Below are 18,655 nucleotides of genomic sequence, written 5' to 3'. Positions count from 1 at the left end.
GTAGCTATCAAATTAATTCCTGAACAAGCTGCGTTCGGCAAACAGCGGGTTGCTGGGTTCGGCCTGAACCGGCTCGGCGTGGTAACGCTCAATGCGCTCAACCTCATTTTTGGAGCCAAACACCAGGCCGATGCGCTGGTGCAGCGAGGTCGGCTGCACGTCCAGCATGGGTAACTCACCGGTTGAAGCCCGTCCACCCGCCTGCTCCATGAGCATGCCCACCGGGTTGGCTTCGTACAGCAGACGCAGGCGGCCTGGTTTGGCGGGGTCCTTGTTGTCGCGCGGGTACATAAAGACGCCGCCGCGCATCAGGATGCGGTGCGCCTCGGCCACCATGCTGGCAATCCAGCGCATATTGAAGTCCTTGCCGCGCGGCCCGGTTTGGCCCGCCAGGCATTCGTCCACATAGCGTTTGACGGGCGCCTGCCAAAACCGGCTGTTGGAGGCGTTGATGGCGAACTCGTGGGTTTCCGGTGGAATCTGCATCTTGGGGTGTGTCAGCATGAATTCACCCAGATTGGGGTCGAGTGTGAAACCATTGACACCGTTACCCACGGTCAGAACCAGCAGGGTGGACGGACCATACACCGCGTAGCCGGCGGCCACTTGCTGGCGCCCGGCCTGTAAAAAGTCGGCCTCGTTCAGGTCGCGGCCGCTGTCGAGCGCATCTTGCGGCGCCCGCAAGACCGAGAAGATGCTGCCGACGCAGACGTTGACGTCGATATTGCTGGAGCCGTCCAGCGGATCAAACACCAGCATGTATTTGCCGCGCGGGTACTGCCGCGGAATCTGATACGGCAGTTCCATTTCTTCGGAGGCCATGCCGGCCAGATTTCCCGCCCATTCGGTGCGCCGAATGAAGACCTCGTTGCTCAGCACATCCAGCTTTTTTTGTGTCTCGCCCTGCACGTTGACGCTGCCGCCAGTGTCGGCGGCGTGGTCGCCCATGGCGCCGCCCAACTCGCCCAGGGCCACCGCCCGGGCAATGGCCTTGCACGCCAGGGCGACGTCCAGAATCAGCGCATTGAAGTCGCCACTGGCGCCGGGGAAGCGGCGGCGCTCCTCGATCAGGAATTGGGTCAGGGTGGATCGGTAGGTTAAGGGCATGGCACTTCCTTCAAAGCGATGAAGCGGGATTTTTGTAATGTGACAAGCTGCTGTCGGGTCGGGTGACGCTGGCGTGGGCTGCGAGGTTTGCCAACAATGCCGGATGTGCTCCTTGCCGCCCGAAATGTCGAGCAGTTCGGTGTACAAGGTCCGGTCCCACACCCAGTCCAGTCCCATCCCATCTCGGCAAACGCCCGATCAACTGCGTTGCAGTGCGCGCTTTCGGTATCGGCCAAGGTGCCATCGACACCAAAAATCAGGGTTTGCAGGGCAGGGATTGACATCGGGTACCTCCATCAAGTCAGCGCAAAGTGCATGCCTATCGCTTGTGATGGATTTACTTTAAACACCTTAATACATAAAATCTAATCACGTTTTGTGAATAAGTCATCAGATAAAACTGATGAAGAAAGCATGTCCATGCGTCCCTATACCCTGAAGCAACTGCAAACCTTTATGGAGGTGGCCAAGCAGCGCTCGGTCTCCAAGGCGGCCGAGCGCTTGTTTGTCACTCAGCCGGCCGTATCCATGCAAATCCGCCAGCTGGAGGACGCTTTTGGCGTGCCCTTGATCGAGCCCCTGGGCCGCAACATCCAGTTGACGCATGCGGGTGAGGTTTTTTTAACCCACGCCCAGGCGGCCATGGGGCAGCTCAAAAACCTGGAGGCCTTGATGGCCGAGCATGTGGGTTTGAAAAAAGGCCGTATCGACCTGGCGGTGGTCAGTACCGCCAAGTACTTTGTGCCGATGCTGCTGGTGCGCTTCAAACAATTGTTTCAAGGCGTTGAGGTTCATCTCAGCATTGACAACCGGGAGAATGTGCTGGGCCTGTTGGCACGCAACGAGGTTGACCTGGTGATGATGGGCCGCGCGCCGGCCCATCTGGACTGCGTTGCAACCGCTTTTGCCAGCAATCCGCTGGCGATCGTGGCGGCGCCCGAACACGCCTTGGTGCGCCGCAAGAAGTTGCCCTTTTCCGTGCTGGCTGAGTATGCCTTTGTGGTGCGCGAGGAGGGCTCGGGCACCCGCGCCGCGATGGAGCGACTGTTTGCTGCCAACAAAACTGCGCTGAATAAGGTGATGGAAATGCCCAGCAACGAGACCATCAAACAAGCGGTCATGGCGGGCATGGGTCTGAGCTTTTTGTCCTTGCGCACCGTGCGCCAGGAACTGGCCAGCGGTCACATCGCGCTGGTGGATATTGAGGGCCTGCCCTGGATGGGCGACTGGTACATCACGCATCTGAGCACCAAAAAACTGTCACCGGCGGCCCGGGCCTTCAAGGAATTTTTGCTTGAGCAAGGCGCCAGCCTGATGGACGCTTGGAGCTGAATCGAGCGCCGGGTCAACGCCAGCGCGAAATGGCACGGGATATCAGTTGTTGTTATTTCAAGCCAAATGCCAATTCTTTAAATTGGGGTCAGTTTTCTGCTGACCAAATATTGCGTGCGAAAGGCTTGCCGCGTGCGCTACACGACAGCATTCATTGCTTGGCCGAGGTCTTCAGGCGCAGACATCCGCTATCGAATTTTCACTCTATAATATATTGCTAAGTAAAAAGAGCTCGAGTCATTTTTACTTGGTCCTTGCAGTTTTCTGCATTGACAATTTCCGGAAATTGTTTCGTCAACTTATTAGGTAATTTTTAAAATGAATAAATCGCTCGTTTTGGCCGCTGTAATTGCTGCTGCTTTGGTCGCTTGTGGCAAAAAAGAAGAAGCTCCCGCACCTGCTGCAGCTCCTGCACCTGCCGTCGTTGAAACCGCCCCCGCTGCTGCTGCCGCCACTGATGCGGCTGCCGCTGCCACTGGTGCAGCATCTGCTGCTACCGGTGCAGCAGACGCTGCCACTGGCGCAGCATCTGCTGCTGTGGACGCAGCCAAGGCTGCTGAAGAAGCCCCGAAGAAGTAAGCTGAGTCTTTCTGCTTCTTAGAAAAAAACCACCGTCAGGTGGTTTTTTTTTGGGCTTTCGCCCATGGGTCGCCTGCCTGATCAGTCTGGATTAATGGACCCGGGCAAGGTGTCCGAGCGCGCCGCGCGCCCGAGGGTGCTGTCAATTAATCGTGACAATTTTTCGGCCGCGCCGGTCACTGCCGGGTACAGGCCTGGTGCGTTGTGCGTCACCGCCAGGGGTTGTCGGCCTTGCACGCGAGCTTCCATCACGCAGCGTTTGTCATCCGGTCCACTCTTGTGGCCGTTTTCGTCGCTCAGGTGGACTTCCACCCGTGTCACACTCGCGCTGAAACGACTCAAGCCACTTCTGACCTCACCAGTAGCCCATGCCGCCAGCGCGTCGTGACCTTCAATGTGATGGTCGGTATTGATTTGAATTTGCATGCGTGCATTATTCATCCTAGCTTGGTGCCCGGGCGCAGGACTGGTGCCGGTTTCCTTGCCTTTGGCGTGGTTTTGCGGCAGGATAGTTGTTTCCCGGACTAAACTTGTGTGGATGAATCAGCACCCTCTCAATGACTAACGCACATTGGTTTGCGTTGATCGGCGGGCTATTGCTTGTCAGGGGTCTCACGCCGACCCTGCTTAAGCGCTCTCCGGTCACGGCCGCCATGTTTTATCTGGCGGTGGGTTTGCTGGTGGGGCCTAGCGTACTCAATCTGTTTCATTTCAATCCATTCAAGGAATCGGCGCTGCTGGAGGTATTGACTGAAGTCGCGGTCTTGATCTCCCTGTTTTCCGCGGGCGTCAAAATGCCGGTGCCGTTCAGCTTTTCGCGCTGGCGCGCGCCGCTTTTACTGGCGACCGTGTCCATGAGTATGACGGTGGCATTGGTTGCTGCCTTTGCCTACTACATGCTGGGCTTGCCCCTGGGTGCCGGCGTGCTGCTGGGCGCGATCCTGGCACCGACGGATCCGGTGTTGGCCACCGATGTGCAAAGCCGCCACCCTGGAGACCGTGACCAGCTGCGTTTTACCCTGACCTGCGAGGCGGGCATGAACGACGGCAGTGCGTTCCCCTTTGTGATGCTGGGGCTGGGCATGCTGGGGCTGCATGAACTCGGCGAGTTCAACCTGAGCTGGGTCGTGGTCGATGTGCTGTGGGCTGTAGCAGGTGGCATTGCGATTGGCATCGTCGCGGGGGTGGCGCTGGCGCGCCTGGGCTGGAAACTGCGTCGTGCACCGCATCAACATGAGTTGATGGATGACTTCCTCGGCCTCGGGCTGATTGGCGTCGTTTATGGTTTGTCTGTGATGCTGAACGCTTGGGGCTTTCTGGCCGTTTTTTTTGCGGCCGTCGCGTTGCGTCAGACTGAGCTGAAGCTGGCCAAAGCAGCGCAGCATGCCACGCACGAGTGTCAGGTTCCGAATGACTCCGATGCCAAGACAGGCCAGGTAAACCCTTCAGGCCCTGACCTTGAGCCGCTGCCAACGGTGAGTGAAGGATCACTGGTATTCAAAGAGCATCTGGAGCGGTTGTCGGAAGTGGTGCTGGTTCTATTGGTCGGTGGCACATTGTTTTTGAACTCTTGGAGCTGGGAAGCGGTTGGATTGGCATTGTTTTTGTTTCTGGTGGCGCGCCCGGTCAGTGTTCTGCTTGGTCTGTTGGGTACGCGTACCACCTGGCCGATACGCGGCATGATCGGCTGGTTCGGTGTGCGCGGCATCGGCTCGCTCTACTATTTGATGTATGCGATTCAACACGGCTTGTCCGAGCCACTGGCTCTGCACTTGATACAACTGACGCTGGTTGTTGTGGCGCTGTCCATTCTTTTGCACGGTATCAGCGTCAAGCCGTTGATGGGGTATTTCTGGAAGCGCCAGGCACATCGATCATCGCCATAGGAGATGCCACCGGGGCGGCGGTTAAACTCCCGCCTGTCATAGAGAAGTCATCTGACTGATATATTTCCCATGGAGTAAGCGATGCTGTTTGCCAAGTTGTTGCCGCGCGACGGCAATTTTTTTGAAATGTTTAACCAGCATGCTGACCGAATCGTGGAGGCGGCCCACGCGTTTTCCAAGCTGGTGGCCAATTACAGTGACCCGCACTTGCGCCAGAAATTCAATCAGGACGTTGATATCGCTGAACGCGCGGCCGACCGCGTCACGCACGAAGTCAACAAAGGTATTCACAAGACATTCATCACGCCGATTGATCGCGAGCAAATTCATTGTTTGATCAACACCATGGACGATATCGCCGACCTGATCCAGGACTCGGCTGAAACCATGGCTCTGTATGACGTGCACCATATGACTGACGATATCGTGCGCCTGACCGATGTCAGCGTGAAATGCTGCGAGCGGGTACGCGACGCGGTGAAACTATTGGCCAGGATTGCCGACCCGGCAACAGCGGAAGCAGCCCTGAAAACCTGCGAAGAAATCGACCAGTTGGAGTCGGACGCCGACCGCATCATGCGCAGTGCCATGAGCAAACTCTTTCGGGAAGAGCCGGACGTGCGGGAATTGATCAAGCTCAAGGCGATTTATGAATTGCTGGAGACGATCACCGACAAATGCGAAGACGTTGCCAACGTCATCGAGGGCATCGTCCTCGAGAATTCCTGAGGCCGATCCGTCATGGCATCGGTTCAGGTGGGGTTGTGGGTCGTGATATTGCTGGTGGTACTGGCCGTGGTGTTCGATTTCATGAACGGATTTCACGACGCTGCCAATTCAATTGCGACGGTAGTGTCCACCGGCGTGCTCAAGCCGGGGCAGGCGGTGCTTTTTGCGGCATTTTTCAATTTTGTTGCCATTTTTGTTTTCCAGTTCAGCGTTGCTGCCACGATCGGCAAAGGGCTGGCACAACCGGGCGTGGTGGACGTGCATATTGTCTTTGGTGCGCTCGTCGGGGCCATCAGCTGGAATTTCATTACCTGGTATTTCGGTATTCCCAGTAGTTCGTCCCACGCACTGATCGGCGGCATTGTGGGCGCTGTCATGGTCAAAGCCGGTGCTTCGTCTTTGGTGTTTGCCAGCGTGATGAAGACCGTGCTGTTCATATTTGTGTCGCCTTTGATGGGTTTTTTGCTTGGATCGCTCATGCTGATTGCGGTTTCATGGACTTTGCGCCTGAGTACGCCGAGTCGTGTTGATCGCTGGTTTCGTCGTCTCCAACTGGTGTCGGCCGGGGCTTACAGTCTGGGTCACGGCGGCAATGATGCGCAGAAGACCATCGGCATTGTCTGGATGCTGTTGATCGCCACCGGCTACACCGCGGTGGCAGACAAATCGCCACCAACCTGGGTGGTGTTGACTTGTTATTCGGCGATCGCCATGGGCACCATGTTTGGCGGCTGGCGGATTGTCAAGACGATGGGGCAGAGGCTTACCAAGCTCAAGCCGGTGCATGGGTTTTGCGCCGAAACAGGGGGCGCCGTCACGCTTTTCATTGCGGCGGTTCTGGGCATTCCAGTGTCGACCACGCACACCATTACCGGCGCTATCGTCGGTGTTGGCGCCACCCAGCGCGCCAGCGCTGTGCGCTGGGGTGTGGCGGGCAACATTATCTGGGCCTGGATTCTCACAATTCCGGCCACGGCGTTGATGGCGGCTTTGGCCTATTGGCTAAGTTTGCAGATTTTTTAGAGTTCCAAAAACAGTCGTCAACTGAAATCGTTTCAAGCCGGGCCCGCCCCGTCTTGCTGGAAATTTCATTGAGAAATCTTGCGCGCTTCCTCGATTTGGTATTCGAAATAGCGTTGAAAGCTGAACACCAGGCTGCTCATCAGTGCCGTGGTGCCCACCAGCAGGGCCAGGCTGATGACGCCAATGGTGAACCAGTTGGTGCGCCCGGGTGCCGCATCCTTTGATGCTGACGGATTGAAGCGGGCGTTCCACTTCTCAGGCGTCATCAAACCATAGACGATGGCGTTCAAGGCGCAACCGGCCATGGTGAAACCCAGCAAGGGTATCAAGACCCAGCTCCAGAGGTCGTCCAGACCATTTTGCTGCACACGCTCAAGGCCATACAGGCCCAGTGCCGTGGGCACCGGCAGCAGCCAGCCGAGCAGGTCGCCCTTGCCGTGCAAATAGAAACGGTGCAGGCCCAAGGGGCCGCCGACAAAGGCCAGCCAGGCGGCCACAGTTTTGTTTTTCATGAGGACTGATTATGTTTGCGGGGTGCTGGTGTCGCCCAGACCCAGGGCTTTGTCCATCATGACCACATCGAGCCATTGATCAAATTTCCAGCCACATGATTTGAGCACGCCGACCATGGAAAACCCGGCAGACCGGTGCACGCCGATCGATCCGTGGTTGGCTGAGTCGCCGATGACCGCGATCAATTTCCGTACGCCCGCTTTTTCGGCCTGGGCCATCAGTTCCGCCAGCAACGCGCGTCCAAGGCCCTGTCCCATGGCTTCATCGGCCAGGTAGATCGAGTCCTCGGCTGAGAACCGATAGGCCGGGCGTGGCTTGAACCAGTTGCAGTAGGCAAAACCCATTACCTGGTCGCCTTTTGCCGCAACCAGATACGGCAGACCCTTGGCCAGGACGTCAAGGCGGCGCTGCGCCATGTCGTTTGGTGAGGGGGGATCAATCTCAAAGGTGCCGGTGCCGTGCAGCACATGGTGGGCATAAATGGCGGCGATGGCCGGGATGTCTTCAGTTTGGCTGGGGCGAATGAGTGTCATACAAATTGGAACGTTATAATGGCCGGCTATTCAGTGTGTCGCTGGCCGGGTGGCTATGTCGCGTGTCTCAAACGCTGAATTAGATACTGAATCAAACGATGGATGTCAAACTCCGTCTCCCAAAGGATAAATCATGGTCGTCATCCGACTCGCCCGTGGCGGTGCAAAAGCACGCCCGTTTTTCAATATTGTCGTCGCTGACAAGCGCACCCGTCGTGACGGCCGTTTCATCGAACGCCTGGGTTTTTACAACCCGATTGCGACTGCCAATGAAGAGAGTATCCGCATTGCCCAGGACCGCCTGACCTACTGGCGCAGCGTTGGCGCTCAGGCCTCTCCCACGGTGGAACGCCTGATCAGCCAAGCGGCCAAAAAAGCGGCTTGATTTTATTGTGATGTTGCCTGGCCTTGAAGCCGCCGAATTGCCGGCGGATGCTATCGAAGTCGGGCGCATCGCGGATGCCTGGGGCATCAAAGGCTGGTTCAAAGTCCTGCCCTACAGCGCCGATCCCGAGGCGCTTTTTTCTTCCAAGCGCTGGTTTCTGCTGCCAGCCGAAAAAGGTGCCAGGACTTTCTCTGGTGTAGCCCAACTGGCGATCAAGGAAGCCAAGGTGCATTCAGACACTGTGGTCGCCTCAGCCCAAGCCGTGGATGACCGCACTGCCGCCGAGGCCTTGCGCGGGGCGCGTATTTTTGTGGCCCGCTCCAGTTTCCCAAGCGCAGAAAAAGACGAGTATTACTGGGTTGACCTGATTGGACTGGATGTCGTCAACCGTGAGGGCGTGGCGCTGGGCACGGTGAAAGAATTGCTCTCGACCGGGGCGCAGACCGTGCTGGTGCTGGACTATGCGCAAGATGGCAAGCCGCAGGAGCGGATGATTCCTTTTGTCTCGGTTTATATCGACGAGGTCGACTTGCCCGGCCGGCGCATTCTGGTGGATTGGCAAGCGGACTTCTAAGCGTTGCCCCATGCGTTTTGACGTCGTCACGCTGTTTCCCGAGCTATTCGCCCCGTTTTTGACCAGTGGCATTACGCGACGCGCGTTTGAGTCGGGTTTGGTCGATGTCGAACTGGCCAACCCGCGTGATTTTGCGGCAGGCAATTACAGGCGGGTCGATGACCGTCCGTTTGGCGGTGGCCCCGGCATGGTCATGATGGCCGAGCCCTTGGCACAATGCCTGAAGAACATCCAGTCCCAACGAACCGAAATCGCCCCGGTGCTGCTTTTTTCGCCTGCGGGCCAGACGCTGAACCATGCCATGGTTCAGCGTTGGTCCGACAGCCAGGGTGCGATCCTGATTTGTGGCCGCTACGAGGGCCTGGATCAGCGCTTTATCGATGCCTATGTCACCGAGCAGATCAGCCTGGGTGACTTTGTCCTGTCGGGTGGCGAAATTGCGGCCATGGCCTTGCTCGATGCCGTGGCGCGCCTGCAACCCGGTGTATTGAATGCGGCAGACAGTCACCAGCAGGATAGCTTTAACCCCGTATTGGACGGCTTGCTGGATTGCCCGCACTACACCCGGCCCGAGAACTGGTTGGGCCGGCCCGTGCCGGAGGTGCTGCTGTCGGGGCACCATGTCCAGATTGAGCGCTGGCGGCGCGAACAGAGGCTGGCGCTGACTTTGCGTCTGCGCCCGGAGTTGATCGACCAGGCGCGCCGCGATGGGCGTTTGAGTCGCGCCGATGAAGCTTTTCTGGCCAGCCAAGTCTGAAAGACGCTGGAAGCCGTTTGCCAAGACGCCAGTTTTTCAAGAGGAAACACTTGATCTGGCTATAATGGCGGGCTTACCGATCCTCTGGCTGGCCGTTCGACTGCTGTGCAGTTGGCTCTTTGTGTCAATCCCGACACTGGCGCATCCAAGATCATTTGAGGACATCATGAATCTGATCGAAACCCTTGAGCAGGAAGAAATTGCTCGTCTCGGAAAAACAATTCCCGAATTTGCCCCCGGTGACACTGTTGTTGTGAGTGTCAACGTGGTTGAAGGTGCGCGCAAACGTGTGCAGGCCTATGAGGGCGTTGTGATTGCGAAACGCAATCGCGGCCTCAACAGCGCGTTTACGGTACGCAAGATTTCCAGCGGCGAAGGTGTCGAGCGCACGTTCCAGACCTACAGTCCGTTGATCGCCGCTATCGAAGTCAAGCGTCGTGGCGATGTGCGTCGTGCCAAGCTGTACTATTTGCGTGACCGTAGCGGCAAGTCGGCGCGTATCAAAGAAAAATTGCCAGCCCGCAAGATCAAGACGGCTGCTGTATAAGCGAACTGTTTTGCAAAAAAGCCGTCCCAGCTGATGTTTGGGGCGGCTTTTTTGTTGTCTTTTTTTAAAAACATGGTTCCCCATGTCAATCAACTTGCCCGATAGGCCGCTGTCGAGTCTGCCGCAGTTCGATCCGCGCCAGATCCCGGTTATCGGTGTGGATGCACATTTGCCTGCGGTTCCATTGGCATCGCTGCAGCCGGCGGCCTTGCGGCAACGCTTCGCTTCGCCCCCGGTGTGGGTACCTGAACTGTTGGCGGAGAAAAAATTTCTGGATCGGGCACCGATGCATGCCTCGGTGCTGCTGCCAATCGTGATGCGCGAACACCCGACCGTCTTGCTGACCGAGCGCACCATGCATTTGTCAACGCATTCCGGGCAAATTGCCTTTCCGGGCGGCAAGGCCGATGAAGATGACGCTGATGCAGCCGCCACGGCCTTGCGCGAGGCGCAAGAAGAAGTTGGGCTGGACCCCGCTTTTGTGCAGGTGCTGGGCGTGATGCCACACTACGTGACGGGGTCTGCCTTCATCATCACGCCGGTCGTGGCCCTGGTGCAGCCGGGCTTCTCGCTGACCCCCAATGCCTATGAAGTGGCCGATATTTTCGAAGTGCCGCTGGAATTTCTGATGAATCCCGCGCATCATCGGCGTCATGCTTTTGAGTGGGAAGGCGTTCAGCGCGAATGGTTCTCCATGCCCTATCAGGATCAGTTGCGCCAGCGCTTCATTTGGGGCGCCACGGCGGGCATGCTGCGCAACTTTTACCGGCTGCTGTCAGCCTGATGCGTTGTGCCGTTATGATGAAGCCATGAGCTTTATCTCGGTGCTTTTTGCCCTGCTGCTTGAGCAGGTCCGACCCTTGAGCAAAGGTAACCCGATCCATGCCGGGCTGCGTGCCTGGGTGCGTTGGAGTACCCAGAATTTTGACGCCGGCAAGCCGTTTCACGGCTGGCTGGCATGGGGTTTTGCGGTCGGTGGCCCGTCCGTGGCGGCATTGCTTATTTACTGGTTGTTGATCACGTTTGTGGGTTGGCCCTTGGGGGTGATCTGGAGCGCTGCAGTGCTTTATGCCTGTTTGGGCTTTCGGCAATTCAGTTTCCATTTCACCGAGATTCGGGATGCCTTGGCCGACGGTGACGAAGACCGCGCCCGCGAGTTGCTGGCCAGTTGGAAGCAGATGGACGCCAGCGAATTGCCGCGCAGCGAAATTGTCCGGCACGTCATTGAGCATTCGGTGCTGTCGGCGCATCGCCACGTGTTCGGCGTGCTGGCCTGGTTCTCGGTGCTGGCGGCTTTTGGTTTTGGCCCGACTGGTGCAGTGCTGTACCGATTGAGTGAATTTGTTGCCCGCTACTGGCAGCACAAGCGCAAAGCCCATCATCAGCCTGTCAGTGATGCATTGCAGCAGACCGCGACTGTGATCTGGACGGCAATTGACTGGCTGCCCGCCCGCATCACGGCGATCAGCTTTGCGGTGGTGGGTAGTTTTGAGGATGCGATCGATGGTTGGCGAAATTACGAGTCGCGCTTTGACGGGGACAACGACGGTATTGTCCTGGCCGCCACAGCGGGCGCCGTGAATATCAGATTGGGTGTCGCCGCCCCGGTGACTGCAGCTGCGGCCAACGGCGCACCGGCGTTGCCGCCAGGAACGGTTGACAGGCGTAGAGAAGCCAGGCCGGGACAGACGCCTGAGTTGGCCCACCTGGTCATTATTGTTGGCTTGGTGTGGCGCGCCGTGGTGATGTGGATGTTTCTGCTCGCACTGTTGACGCTGGCCCGGCTGTTGGGCTAGTTTTTATACAAAATTAGCCTCTAACCACCGTCCCTACTGCATAAGTTGCTATTTAAATTGAAGCAGAATTCTTGCCTGGAGACCTCGTTTTACAGCCCGGTGGTGAGTCGACTCGTGCCCTATGTGCCGGGTGAACAGCCCAAGATCGACAAGCTGGTCAAGCTCAATACCAACGAGAATCCCTACCCGCCGTCACCCCGTGTGATTGCCGCCATCCAGTTGGCGGCGCAGCAGGGTTTGCAGCTTTATCCCGATCCTGAATCAACGGCACTGCGCCAAGCCATTGCGGCCCATCACGGACTGGCGGCGCAACAAGTGTTCCTGGGTAACGGTTCCGATGAGGTGTTGGCGCATGCCTTTTGCGCCTTTTTTCAGCAGGGTTGCCCGTTGCTGATGCCCGACATCAGCTACAGCTTTTACCAAGTGTATTGCCGGCTCTACGGTATCCCGGTTGAAACCGTGCCCTTGACCGAAACCCTGTGCCTTGACGTCGCGGCTTACGCCCGTACCGACGGTGTGGCTGTGGCTGGCGTGGTCATCGCCAACCCCAATGCCCCCACCGGCGTCGGCTTGCCGCTGCAACAGGTGGAGCAATTGCTGCGTCTGCACCCGCAGCGCGTGGTGCTGGTGGATGAGGCTTACGTGGACTTTGGCGGCGACAGTGCCATGCCACTGATTGCGCGCTATTCCAACTTGCTGGTGGTCCACACCCTGTCCAAGTCACGTTCACTGGCCGGTTTGCGTGTCGGCTTTGCCTGTGGTCAGGCCCACTTGATTGAGGCGCTGGAGCGGGTCAAGAACAGCTTCAATTCCTATCCGCTGGATCGATTGGCCATTGCCGGTGGGGTGGCGGCTTTTGAGGATCAGGCCTGGTTCGAGCAGACGCGTCGCGCTGTGATGAGCAGCCGCGAAGGGCTGGCCCTGGCGCTGGAGGATTTGGGCTTCAAGGTGCTGCCGTCACAGGCGAATTTTGTGTTTGCACGGCATCCCACGCAGGATGCGGCCGCTATCGCCGCCGCCCTGCGTGCACGTGGTGTGTTGGTGCGGCATTTCAGACTGCCGCGCATCGAGCAGTACTTGCGGATCAGCATCGGCACGCCGGCACAATGCGATGCTTTGGTGCAGGCGCTGGGCTCAGTACTTGCGGCGCTGGCTTAACTCCGCATACAAGTCGCTGTAAATCTTATAGCGGTTCGCGCTGATCCCGTCCGGGCTACCGTCGGGTTTGACGGCGGCCATGACGCCGCAACCGGGTTCATGCAGGTGGCTGCAGTTATAGAACTTGCAATTGGCCACATGGGGTTTGAAGTCCGGCATGTAAGCGGCCAATTGCGCCGGGTCGATGTGGTTCAAGCCAAACTCCTGGAAGCCCGGTGAATCAATCAAAGCCGTGGTCTTGTCCGCGTCGACCCAGTACCAGGTGGTGCTGGTGGTGGTGTGTTTGCCCGAGTTCAGGGCTTGCGAAATCTCGCCCGTCTGCGCCAGTGCGCCCGGTGCCAGCAGGTTGATCAAGGTGCTTTTGCCCGCGCCCGACGGTCCCAGCACCAGCGTTGTTTTACCGTGCAGCAGCTTGAGCAGTTCGGCGCGATCAGCGTCACCCGATTGTTTGAGCGACAGCGGCAACACGCCGTAATGCATTTGCCGGTAAGGCCGCAACCATGCCCAGGCGCGCGCAAAGGGCTCGACCAGATCACTTTTGTTGAGGGCAATGATGGGCGTGATGTGCTCCGCCTCTGCAGCGATCAGGGCACGCGAAAGCTGGCTGCTGGAGAACTCGGGTTCCGCCGCGATCAGGATCAATATCTGGTCCAGATTGGCCGCAAATGACTTGGTGCGAATTTCATCCTGACGGTAAAACACGTTGCGACGTTCTTCGATCTTTTCAATCGTGCCTTCGTCCTGCGAGGCCTGCCACAGGACGCGATCGCCTACCAGCCCCTGGCTTTTCTTGCCGCGCGAGTGGCAAATCAGTCGCTTTCCTTCCGGTGTCTCGACCAGAAAGTGGCGACCATAGTTGGCGACGATCAGGCCGCGGTCGAGTGTGGCCCGTTCCATCAAGCGTGTCCTTGGTGCGTTGTCGTCATGCCAACAGCGCGTCAACCCGCGCCGCGCAGTCAAAATCGGCCATCGAGAGACCGCCCACGTCATGGGTGCTGAAGCGCACCACGCAGTGCTTGAAATGCACCGACAACTCGGGGTGGTGATCCTGCCTGTGTGCGATGAAGGCCACCGCATTCACGAAGGAAATGGTCTCGTGGTCATTCGCAAAGGTGAAGGTCTTTTCAATGGCCACTGCGGCACCATCGCCGGTCAGCCTCCAGCCTTCCAGTTTGGCCAGATTTGCTACAATTTCTGTAGCTTTAAACGCCCGTCTGACGGGGGCTAGAGCCTCATTTGTCTTATGAATAGTGTTCATGGCGTCATTCGGTCGCTGTGTTCAGCTTGTCATCCGCGCCAGACGCTCGGACGCCGGTGGATGCGAGTAGTGGAACTTCACATACAGCGGATCCGGTGTCAGCGTCGATGCATTGTCTTCATACAACTTGAGCAGAGCAGTGGCAAGGTCCGGGCCGCTGGTCTGGCGTACGGCATAGGCATCGGCCTCAAACTCATGCTTGCGTGAGAAATGGGCCATGACAGGCGCGATGAAGAAGCTGAACACTGGCAACGCCAGCATGAACAACAACAGCGCCAGTGCGTCATTGGGCGCACCCAAGTTGGGCTGAACCCCCAGCCCGGCATAAAACCAGGCCTGCGTTGCCAGCCAGCCCAGCAAGGCAAAGCCCACCAGACTGAGGGCAAACATGGACACGATGCGCTTGATGATGTGCTTGTGCTTGAAGTGGCCCAATTCGTGCGCCAGCACGGCGTCCACTTCACCTGCTGACAGTTTGGCCAGCAGGGTGTCATAAAACACCACCCGCTTGGATGCGCCAAAGCCGGTGAAGTAGGCGTTGGCGTGGGCGCTGCGTTTAGAGCCGTCCATCACAAACAAGCCCTTGGCGGCAAAGCCGCAACGTTTCATCAGCGCCGTCACGCGGGCCTTGAGTGTTTCATCCTCCAGGGGCACAAACTTGTTGAACAGCGGCGCAATGAAAGTCGGGTAGATCAATAGCAGGAGCAAATTGAACCCCATCCACACGCCCCAGGCCCACAGCCACCACCAACTGCCCGTCGCACCCATCATCCACAAAATCAATGCGGCAATCGGCAGGCCCACGACGGCACCGATCAGACTTGACTTGAGCAAATCCAGCAGCCAGAGCTTGGGCGTCATCTTGTTGAAGCCGAAGCGCTCCTCGATCACGAAGGTCTGGTAAAGGGTCACGGGCAAATCGATCAGGCCGCTGATCAGCACAAACGCCGCGAGCAGCGCAATTTGCTGCCCCATGCCGCCGCCCAGCCACCCGAGCAGCGCCTGGTTGAGGCTGGACAGCCCACCCAGCAAGGTCCAACCCAAAAGAACGGCAGCACCCAGCGTCAGCTCCAGCAAACCAAAACGTGCTTTGGTGATGGTGTAGTCGGCCGCTTTCTGGTGCGCGGAAAGCAGGATGGTCTGGGCGAAGGCCGGCGGCACTTGCCCACGGTGTTGTGCCACATGCCGGATCTGCCGGGAGCTGAGCCAGAAGTTCAACACCAGACCGGCGAGCAACGCCAGCGCAAAAGCGAAGGTCAACACCAATGAAAGGGAAAGAGAGGGAAACGGATCAGCCATGGCGAGCGAGTTTATGTCATCGGCGACAATTCTCGCCATGGATTCCACCAACACCCCTGTGGCGAGCGCAACGCTGGCCAAATCCGCCCAAAACCTGGTATGGCTTGACTGCGAGATGACGGGTCTTGATCCGGAAGTGGAGCGGATCATTGAAATTGCCGTGATCGTCACCGGACCCGATCTTGAATGCCGAATCGAGGGCCCGGTGCTGGTGATCCATCAAAGCGATGAACTGCTTGACAAGATGGACCAATGGAACAAAGGCACGCATGGCAAAACCGGCTTGATTGACAAGGTCAAAGCCTCGACCTTGCTGGAGGCGCAGGCTGAGGCGCAGATCATCGAATTCCTGAGTCAGTATGTGCCCAAGAAGGGCGCCCCCATGTGTGGCAACAGCATCGGGCAGGATCGGCGTTTTCTGGCGAAGTACATGCCCAAGCTGGAGGCTTTCTTTCACTACCGCAACCTGGATGTGAGCACGCTCAAAGAGCTGTCCAAACGCTGGCGCCCGGATGTGTACAAATCGTTCAAAAAGAAGCAGCGCCACACGGCGTTGGCCGATGTGCACGAGTCGATTGACGAACTGGAGCACTACCGGAAACACTTTATCAAGATGACTGATTAGGTAGAAACCCGGATCCATGGCATAATGCGAGGCTGTGTTGCAATCTGCAATGCATATTTGTACATCTCCCTTCATTCACAGGCCCGCAGCGAATTCGCATTTGCGTTTTCCACAAAAGGGCCCCAGCGCTGATTGAACTCCTTGTGAGTCAGAGCAGGTTCCGTTTGATGGTTGATGTTTTTTAACCATTGACGGAGCAGTCGCATACCTTGCGGCGCTCGCGTGTGAGTAAATTCATGACTGACGCTATTCAAGCGACGGGCGATATTTCGCTTGTCGAAAATTTTTCCAATGACACCGTCGAAGTGACGCAAGACGTTGTGCAAGTCGCTGCGGCAATTCAAATTGCCGAGGTGCCTGCCACCGTTGAGGCCGTTGCCGAGGTCCCCAATGGCTTTGTCACTCTGGGCCTGGCCCCCGAGTTGATTCAAGCCGTGAAAGACCTGGGTTTCACCCAGCCCACCACGGTGCAGCTCAAAACCATTCCCCTGGCCATGCAAGGCCACAGTGCAAGCGACGACGCAGCACGTTTTATTGACCTGATGGTGTCGAGCCAGACCGGCAGTGGCAAGACCGCTGCTTTCTTGTTGCCCGTGTTGCACACCCTGCTGACACAAATGGCGCAAGCCGAGGCGAAAGAACGTAGCGATTTCGAGCGCGCCGTGGCCGATGCTGCGGCCAAAGGCGAGGCGCCCCCTAAGCGCGCCAAGCGCAAAGACCCGACCAACCCGCGCCATTTCGCACCTGCTGCGCCCGGCGCCTTGATCGTTTGCCCGACGCGGGAACTGGCCCAGCAAGTGGCCCACGACGCCATTGATCTGGTGCAGCATTGCCGCGGTCTGCGCGTTGCCAACATTGTGGGTGGCATGCCTTACCAGCTGCAAATTGCCAAGCTGCAAAATGCCAATCTCGTGGTGGCCACACCGGGGCGTTTGCTGGATCTGCAGCGCTCCATGCAAATCAAGCTCGATCAGGTGCAGTTCCTGGTGGTTGACGAAGCCGACCGCATGCTGGACCTGGGTTTCTCCGATGACCTGGCTGAAATCAACCAGTTGACCATTGAGCGCAAGCAAACCATGATGTTCAGTGCCACGTTTGCGCCGCGCATCCAGCAACTGGCCTCACGTGTCATGCGCGAACCCCAGCGTTTGCAAATCGATTCGCCGCAAGAAAAACACGCCAACATCAGCCAAAAGCTGTTCTGGGCTGACAACGCCCAGCACAAACGCAAATTGCTGGATCACTGGTTGCGCGACACCACCATCAATCAGGCGCTGGTATTTGCCAGCACCCAGATCGAGTGTGACGGCCTGGCCAACGACCTGCAGCAAGAAGGCTTCTCTGCCGTTGCCTTGCATGGTGCTTTGAGCCAGGGCCTGCGCAACCGACGCTTGATGGCGCTGCGCCAAGGCCAGGTGCAGATTCTGGTCGCAACCGATGTGGCGGCACGCGGCATCGACGTGCCCACCATCACCCATGTGTTCAACTTTGGCTTGCCGATGAAGGCAGAAGATTACACGCACCGTATTGGGCGCACCGGTCGTGCTGGGCGCGACGGTATTGCCGTGACCTTTGCCGAGTTCCGTGATCGGCGCAAGATCATGGACATCGAGCACTACAGCCACCAGCAGTTCAAGGGCGAAACCATTCCTGGCATGGAGCCGCAACAGCGTTTCCCTGACTCGCGTCCCACTTCCAATTTTGGTGGCCGTGAAAGCCGTGGTGGTGGCGGTGACTACCATTCGCGTGAGCGTAGTTTTGGTGGCGGTGGCCGTCCTGGCGGTTTCGGCGCCAATCGTGGTGGCTTTGCAGACAGAAACGCGGGCGCGCCCCGTGATTCAGGCAACAACGGTTACCAAAATGCCAGCAATAACGGCTTCGGTCAACGCGATGCGCGCAGTGGTGGTGCGCCCGAAGGCTTCAACTACGAACGCAAAGGCGGTTTTAATGATCGTTTTGCCGGCGCCCGCAACGACGGTGCTGCGCCGCGTGGCGACTTTGGCGCCCGCAAGCCAGCATTTGGCAAGCCGATGGGTGTGAAACCTGGTAACGGCGGCAAGGTGTTTGTGCCGCGCGACGCGAAGAAGCGCCCCACGCGCAGTGCTTGATTTAGCGGCTTAATGCCTTTTCAAAAGCCGGCTTGCGGCACTGAAAAAAGTATTTTTTAGTAAAAAAACCTCGCTGCCATAACGGTAGCGAGGTTTTTTTTGTCTATGGTTCGAAAAAAGCTGTCTACAGGTTACAACTTAAAACTATTAAGCCCGGGCCAACCGGGCTTTTCTTTCGCCAACTATCCGGGACTACTTAGATAAACCGACAAGTCCTACTTCCAAGGCTTCAAGGCGCCACTCTAAGACAGATTTAGACTGTAAGCTGGCCTGCAGCTTGCGAAATTGTGTGCCAGATACCCGACACTGACGGGCTCAGTTGGTAGTGCAACATTCGTTCTGTAGTTTCCCGAACCAATGAAACTGGACTCCGTGAAAGGTGTTTCTGAATTCGGTTTTGGATATTTTTAAATCAGGCCCCTGCCAGGCCGCCGGAGGCCCCCCCC

At 57.7% G+C, this 18,655-nt stretch carries 21 protein-coding genes; 14 read left to right on the top strand and 7 right to left on the bottom strand.

Annotation, left to right across the window (positions count from 1 at the left end):
• Nucleotides 1-12: 12 nt before the first annotated feature.
• Nucleotides 13-1,107, bottom strand: coding sequence for a class 1 fructose-bisphosphatase (locus WA157_RS04905; protein ID WP_422619985.1), 1,095 nt, complete (start codon nucleotides 1,105-1,107; stop codon nucleotides 13-15).
• Between the two features lie 414 nt (nucleotides 1,108-1,521).
• On the opposite strand from WA157_RS04905, the gene WA157_RS04900 reads away from it, so the two are divergent.
• Together WA157_RS04900 and WA157_RS04895 are read left to right on the top strand one after the other, a co-directional pair.
• Nucleotides 1,522-2,439: a LysR family transcriptional regulator gene (locus WA157_RS04900; RefSeq protein WP_422619901.1), complete on the top strand. Its 918-nt coding sequence runs from the start codon at nucleotides 1,522-1,524 to the stop codon at nucleotides 2,437-2,439.
• Nucleotides 2,440-2,809: 370 nt separating this feature from the next.
• Nucleotides 2,810-3,040, top strand: a complete 231-nt coding sequence (locus WA157_RS04895; protein ID WP_422619900.1) for a hypothetical protein — start codon at nucleotides 2,810-2,812, stop codon at nucleotides 3,038-3,040.
• A 59-nt stretch (nucleotides 3,041-3,099) separates the two neighbouring features.
• On the opposite strand, the gene WA157_RS04890 is transcribed toward WA157_RS04895, so the two are convergent.
• Nucleotides 3,100-3,444 carry an HPF/RaiA family ribosome-associated protein gene (locus WA157_RS04890; RefSeq protein ID WP_422619899.1) on the bottom strand — a complete coding sequence of 115 codons (345 nt, stop codon included), beginning with the start codon at nucleotides 3,442-3,444 and terminating at the stop codon, nucleotides 3,100-3,102.
• Between the two features lie 131 nt (nucleotides 3,445-3,575).
• On the opposite strand from WA157_RS04890, the gene WA157_RS04885 reads away from it, so the two are divergent.
• From WA157_RS04885 to WA157_RS04875, 3 genes are all read left to right on the top strand, one after another.
• Entirely contained in the window at nucleotides 3,576-4,904 is a 1,329-nt protein-coding gene (locus tag WA157_RS04885; protein ID WP_422619898.1) for a cation:proton antiporter, read from the top strand.
• An 81-nt stretch (nucleotides 4,905-4,985) separates the two neighbouring features.
• On the top strand, nucleotides 4,986-5,633 hold the full coding sequence (locus WA157_RS04880) for a DUF47 domain-containing protein (RefSeq protein ID WP_422619897.1): 648 nt from the start codon (nucleotides 4,986-4,988) through the stop codon (nucleotides 5,631-5,633).
• Nucleotides 5,634-5,645: 12 nt separating this feature from the next.
• A complete protein-coding gene (locus WA157_RS04875; protein WP_422619896.1) occupies nucleotides 5,646-6,656 on the top strand; it encodes an inorganic phosphate transporter in 1,011 nt (336 codons plus the stop codon).
• Between the two features lie 65 nt (nucleotides 6,657-6,721).
• Here WA157_RS04875 and WA157_RS04870 read toward each other — a convergent pair whose 3' ends face one another.
• A complete protein-coding gene (locus tag WA157_RS04870) occupies nucleotides 6,722-7,168 on the bottom strand; it encodes a hypothetical protein (protein WP_422619895.1) in 447 nt (148 codons plus the stop codon).
• 9 nt (nucleotides 7,169-7,177) lie between these two features.
• Nucleotides 7,178-7,702, bottom strand: coding sequence for a GNAT family N-acetyltransferase (locus WA157_RS04865; RefSeq protein ID WP_422619894.1), 525 nt, complete (start codon nucleotides 7,700-7,702; stop codon nucleotides 7,178-7,180).
• A gap of 133 nt (nucleotides 7,703-7,835) precedes the next feature.
• On the opposite strand from WA157_RS04865, the gene rpsP reads away from it, so the two are divergent.
• From rpsP to hisC, 7 genes are all read left to right on the top strand, one after another.
• Nucleotides 7,836-8,087: a 30S ribosomal protein S16 gene (rpsP, locus tag WA157_RS04860; RefSeq protein ID WP_011463703.1), complete on the top strand. Its 252-nt coding sequence runs from the start codon at nucleotides 7,836-7,838 to the stop codon at nucleotides 8,085-8,087.
• 10 nt (nucleotides 8,088-8,097) lie between these two features.
• Nucleotides 8,098-8,661, top strand: a complete 564-nt coding sequence (gene rimM, locus WA157_RS04855; RefSeq protein ID WP_422619893.1) for a ribosome maturation factor RimM — start codon at nucleotides 8,098-8,100, stop codon at nucleotides 8,659-8,661.
• 10 nt (nucleotides 8,662-8,671) lie between these two features.
• Nucleotides 8,672-9,418: a tRNA (guanosine(37)-N1)-methyltransferase TrmD gene (trmD, locus tag WA157_RS04850; RefSeq protein ID WP_422619892.1), complete on the top strand. Its 747-nt coding sequence runs from the start codon at nucleotides 8,672-8,674 to the stop codon at nucleotides 9,416-9,418.
• Nucleotides 9,419-9,584: 166 nt separating this feature from the next.
• A complete protein-coding gene (rplS, locus tag WA157_RS04845) occupies nucleotides 9,585-9,965 on the top strand; it encodes a 50S ribosomal protein L19 (protein ID WP_422619984.1) in 381 nt (126 codons plus the stop codon).
• Between the two features lie 82 nt (nucleotides 9,966-10,047).
• Entirely contained in the window at nucleotides 10,048-10,749 is a 702-nt protein-coding gene (locus WA157_RS04840) for a CoA pyrophosphatase (protein ID WP_422619891.1), read from the top strand.
• Nucleotides 10,750-10,774: 25 nt separating this feature from the next.
• Nucleotides 10,775-11,761 (top strand): CobD/CbiB family protein, encoded by a 987-nt coding sequence (locus tag WA157_RS04835; RefSeq protein WP_422619890.1) that lies wholly within the window; start codon nucleotides 10,775-10,777, stop codon nucleotides 11,759-11,761.
• 57 nt (nucleotides 11,762-11,818) lie between these two features.
• Complete coding sequence (gene hisC, locus WA157_RS04830; RefSeq protein WP_422619889.1) at nucleotides 11,819-12,919, top strand: histidinol-phosphate transaminase; 1,101 nt, start codon at nucleotides 11,819-11,821, stop codon at nucleotides 12,917-12,919.
• Here the strand turns inward: hisC and rsgA are convergent.
• Genes rsgA through WA157_RS04815 form a run of 3 tightly spaced genes read right to left on the bottom strand, consistent with a single transcriptional unit; the run spans nucleotide 12,896 to nucleotide 15,515 of the window.
• On the bottom strand, nucleotides 12,896-13,816 hold the full coding sequence (gene rsgA / locus WA157_RS04825; RefSeq protein WP_318667388.1) for a ribosome small subunit-dependent GTPase A: 921 nt from the start codon (nucleotides 13,814-13,816) through the stop codon (nucleotides 12,896-12,898). The two genes, hisC and rsgA, sit on opposite strands and share 24 nt — an antisense overlap.
• Nucleotides 13,817-13,841: 25 nt before the next feature.
• Nucleotides 13,842-14,177, bottom strand: a complete 336-nt coding sequence (locus WA157_RS04820) for a 4a-hydroxytetrahydrobiopterin dehydratase (RefSeq protein ID WP_422619888.1) — start codon at nucleotides 14,175-14,177, stop codon at nucleotides 13,842-13,844.
• Nucleotides 14,178-14,198: 21 nt separating this feature from the next.
• Nucleotides 14,199-15,515 (bottom strand): M48 family metallopeptidase, encoded by a 1,317-nt coding sequence (locus tag WA157_RS04815; protein WP_422619887.1) that lies wholly within the window; start codon nucleotides 15,513-15,515, stop codon nucleotides 14,199-14,201.
• On the opposite strand from WA157_RS04815, the gene orn reads away from it, so the two are divergent.
• Together orn and WA157_RS04805 are read left to right on the top strand one after the other, a co-directional pair.
• Nucleotides 15,514-16,101 carry an oligoribonuclease gene (orn, locus tag WA157_RS04810; protein ID WP_422619886.1) on the top strand — a complete coding sequence of 196 codons (588 nt, stop codon included), beginning with the start codon at nucleotides 15,514-15,516 and terminating at the stop codon, nucleotides 16,099-16,101. The two genes, WA157_RS04815 and orn, sit on opposite strands and share 2 nt — an antisense overlap.
• A 236-nt stretch (nucleotides 16,102-16,337) precedes the next feature.
• Nucleotides 16,338-18,209, top strand: a complete 1,872-nt coding sequence (locus WA157_RS04805; RefSeq protein WP_422619885.1) for a DEAD/DEAH box helicase — start codon at nucleotides 16,338-16,340, stop codon at nucleotides 18,207-18,209.
• Nucleotides 18,210-18,655: the final 446 nt, after the last annotated feature.

Source organism: Rhodoferax ferrireducens (genome assembly GCF_049302455.1).
GTDB classification, from domain to species: domain Bacteria; phylum Pseudomonadota; class Gammaproteobacteria; order Burkholderiales; family Burkholderiaceae_C; genus Rhodoferax; species Rhodoferax ferrireducens_B.
Note: the sequence above shows the minus strand (reverse complement) of the source record. Positions and strands in the feature narration are given on the sequence as shown.

Excerpts from the sequence above, each read along its gene's own strand:
- WA157_RS04820 (WP_422619888.1), bottom strand. The coding sequence starts at position 14,177 with ATGAACACTATTCATAAGACAAATGAGGCTCTAGCCCCCGTCAGACGG.
- WA157_RS04840 (WP_422619891.1), top strand. The coding sequence starts at position 10,048 with ATGTCAATCAACTTGCCCGATAGGCCGCTGTCGAGTCTGCCGCAGTTC.
- WA157_RS04885 (WP_422619898.1), top strand. The coding sequence starts at position 3,576 with ATGACTAACGCACATTGGTTTGCGTTGATCGGCGGGCTATTGCTTGTC.
- WA157_RS04875 (WP_422619896.1), top strand. The coding sequence starts at position 5,646 with ATGGCATCGGTTCAGGTGGGGTTGTGGGTCGTGATATTGCTGGTGGTA.
- WA157_RS04870 (WP_422619895.1), bottom strand. The coding sequence starts at position 7,168 with ATGAAAAACAAAACTGTGGCCGCCTGGCTGGCCTTTGTCGGCGGCCCC.
- WA157_RS04900 (WP_422619901.1), top strand. The coding sequence starts at position 1,522 with ATGTCCATGCGTCCCTATACCCTGAAGCAACTGCAAACCTTTATGGAG.
- rpsP (WP_011463703.1), top strand. The coding sequence starts at position 7,836 with ATGGTCGTCATCCGACTCGCCCGTGGCGGTGCAAAAGCACGCCCGTTT.
- orn (WP_422619886.1), top strand. The coding sequence starts at position 15,514 with ATGGATTCCACCAACACCCCTGTGGCGAGCGCAACGCTGGCCAAATCC.
- WA157_RS04865 (WP_422619894.1), bottom strand. The coding sequence starts at position 7,702 with ATGACACTCATTCGCCCCAGCCAAACTGAAGACATCCCGGCCATCGCC.
- rplS (WP_422619984.1), top strand. The coding sequence starts at position 9,585 with ATGAATCTGATCGAAACCCTTGAGCAGGAAGAAATTGCTCGTCTCGGA.
- WA157_RS04880 (WP_422619897.1), top strand. The coding sequence starts at position 4,986 with ATGCTGTTTGCCAAGTTGTTGCCGCGCGACGGCAATTTTTTTGAAATG.
- WA157_RS04905 (WP_422619985.1), bottom strand. The coding sequence starts at position 1,107 with ATGCCCTTAACCTACCGATCCACCCTGACCCAATTCCTGATCGAGGAG.
- WA157_RS04815 (WP_422619887.1), bottom strand. The coding sequence starts at position 15,515 with ATGGCGAGAATTGTCGCCGATGACATAAACTCGCTCGCCATGGCTGAT.
- rsgA (WP_318667388.1), bottom strand. The coding sequence starts at position 13,816 with ATGGAACGGGCCACACTCGACCGCGGCCTGATCGTCGCCAACTATGGT.
- trmD (WP_422619892.1), top strand. The coding sequence starts at position 8,672 with ATGCGTTTTGACGTCGTCACGCTGTTTCCCGAGCTATTCGCCCCGTTT.
- WA157_RS04835 (WP_422619890.1), top strand. The coding sequence starts at position 10,775 with ATGAGCTTTATCTCGGTGCTTTTTGCCCTGCTGCTTGAGCAGGTCCGA.
- rimM (WP_422619893.1), top strand. The coding sequence starts at position 8,098 with ATGTTGCCTGGCCTTGAAGCCGCCGAATTGCCGGCGGATGCTATCGAA.
- WA157_RS04805 (WP_422619885.1), top strand. The coding sequence starts at position 16,338 with ATGACTGACGCTATTCAAGCGACGGGCGATATTTCGCTTGTCGAAAAT.
- WA157_RS04890 (WP_422619899.1), bottom strand. The coding sequence starts at position 3,444 with ATGCAAATTCAAATCAATACCGACCATCACATTGAAGGTCACGACGCG.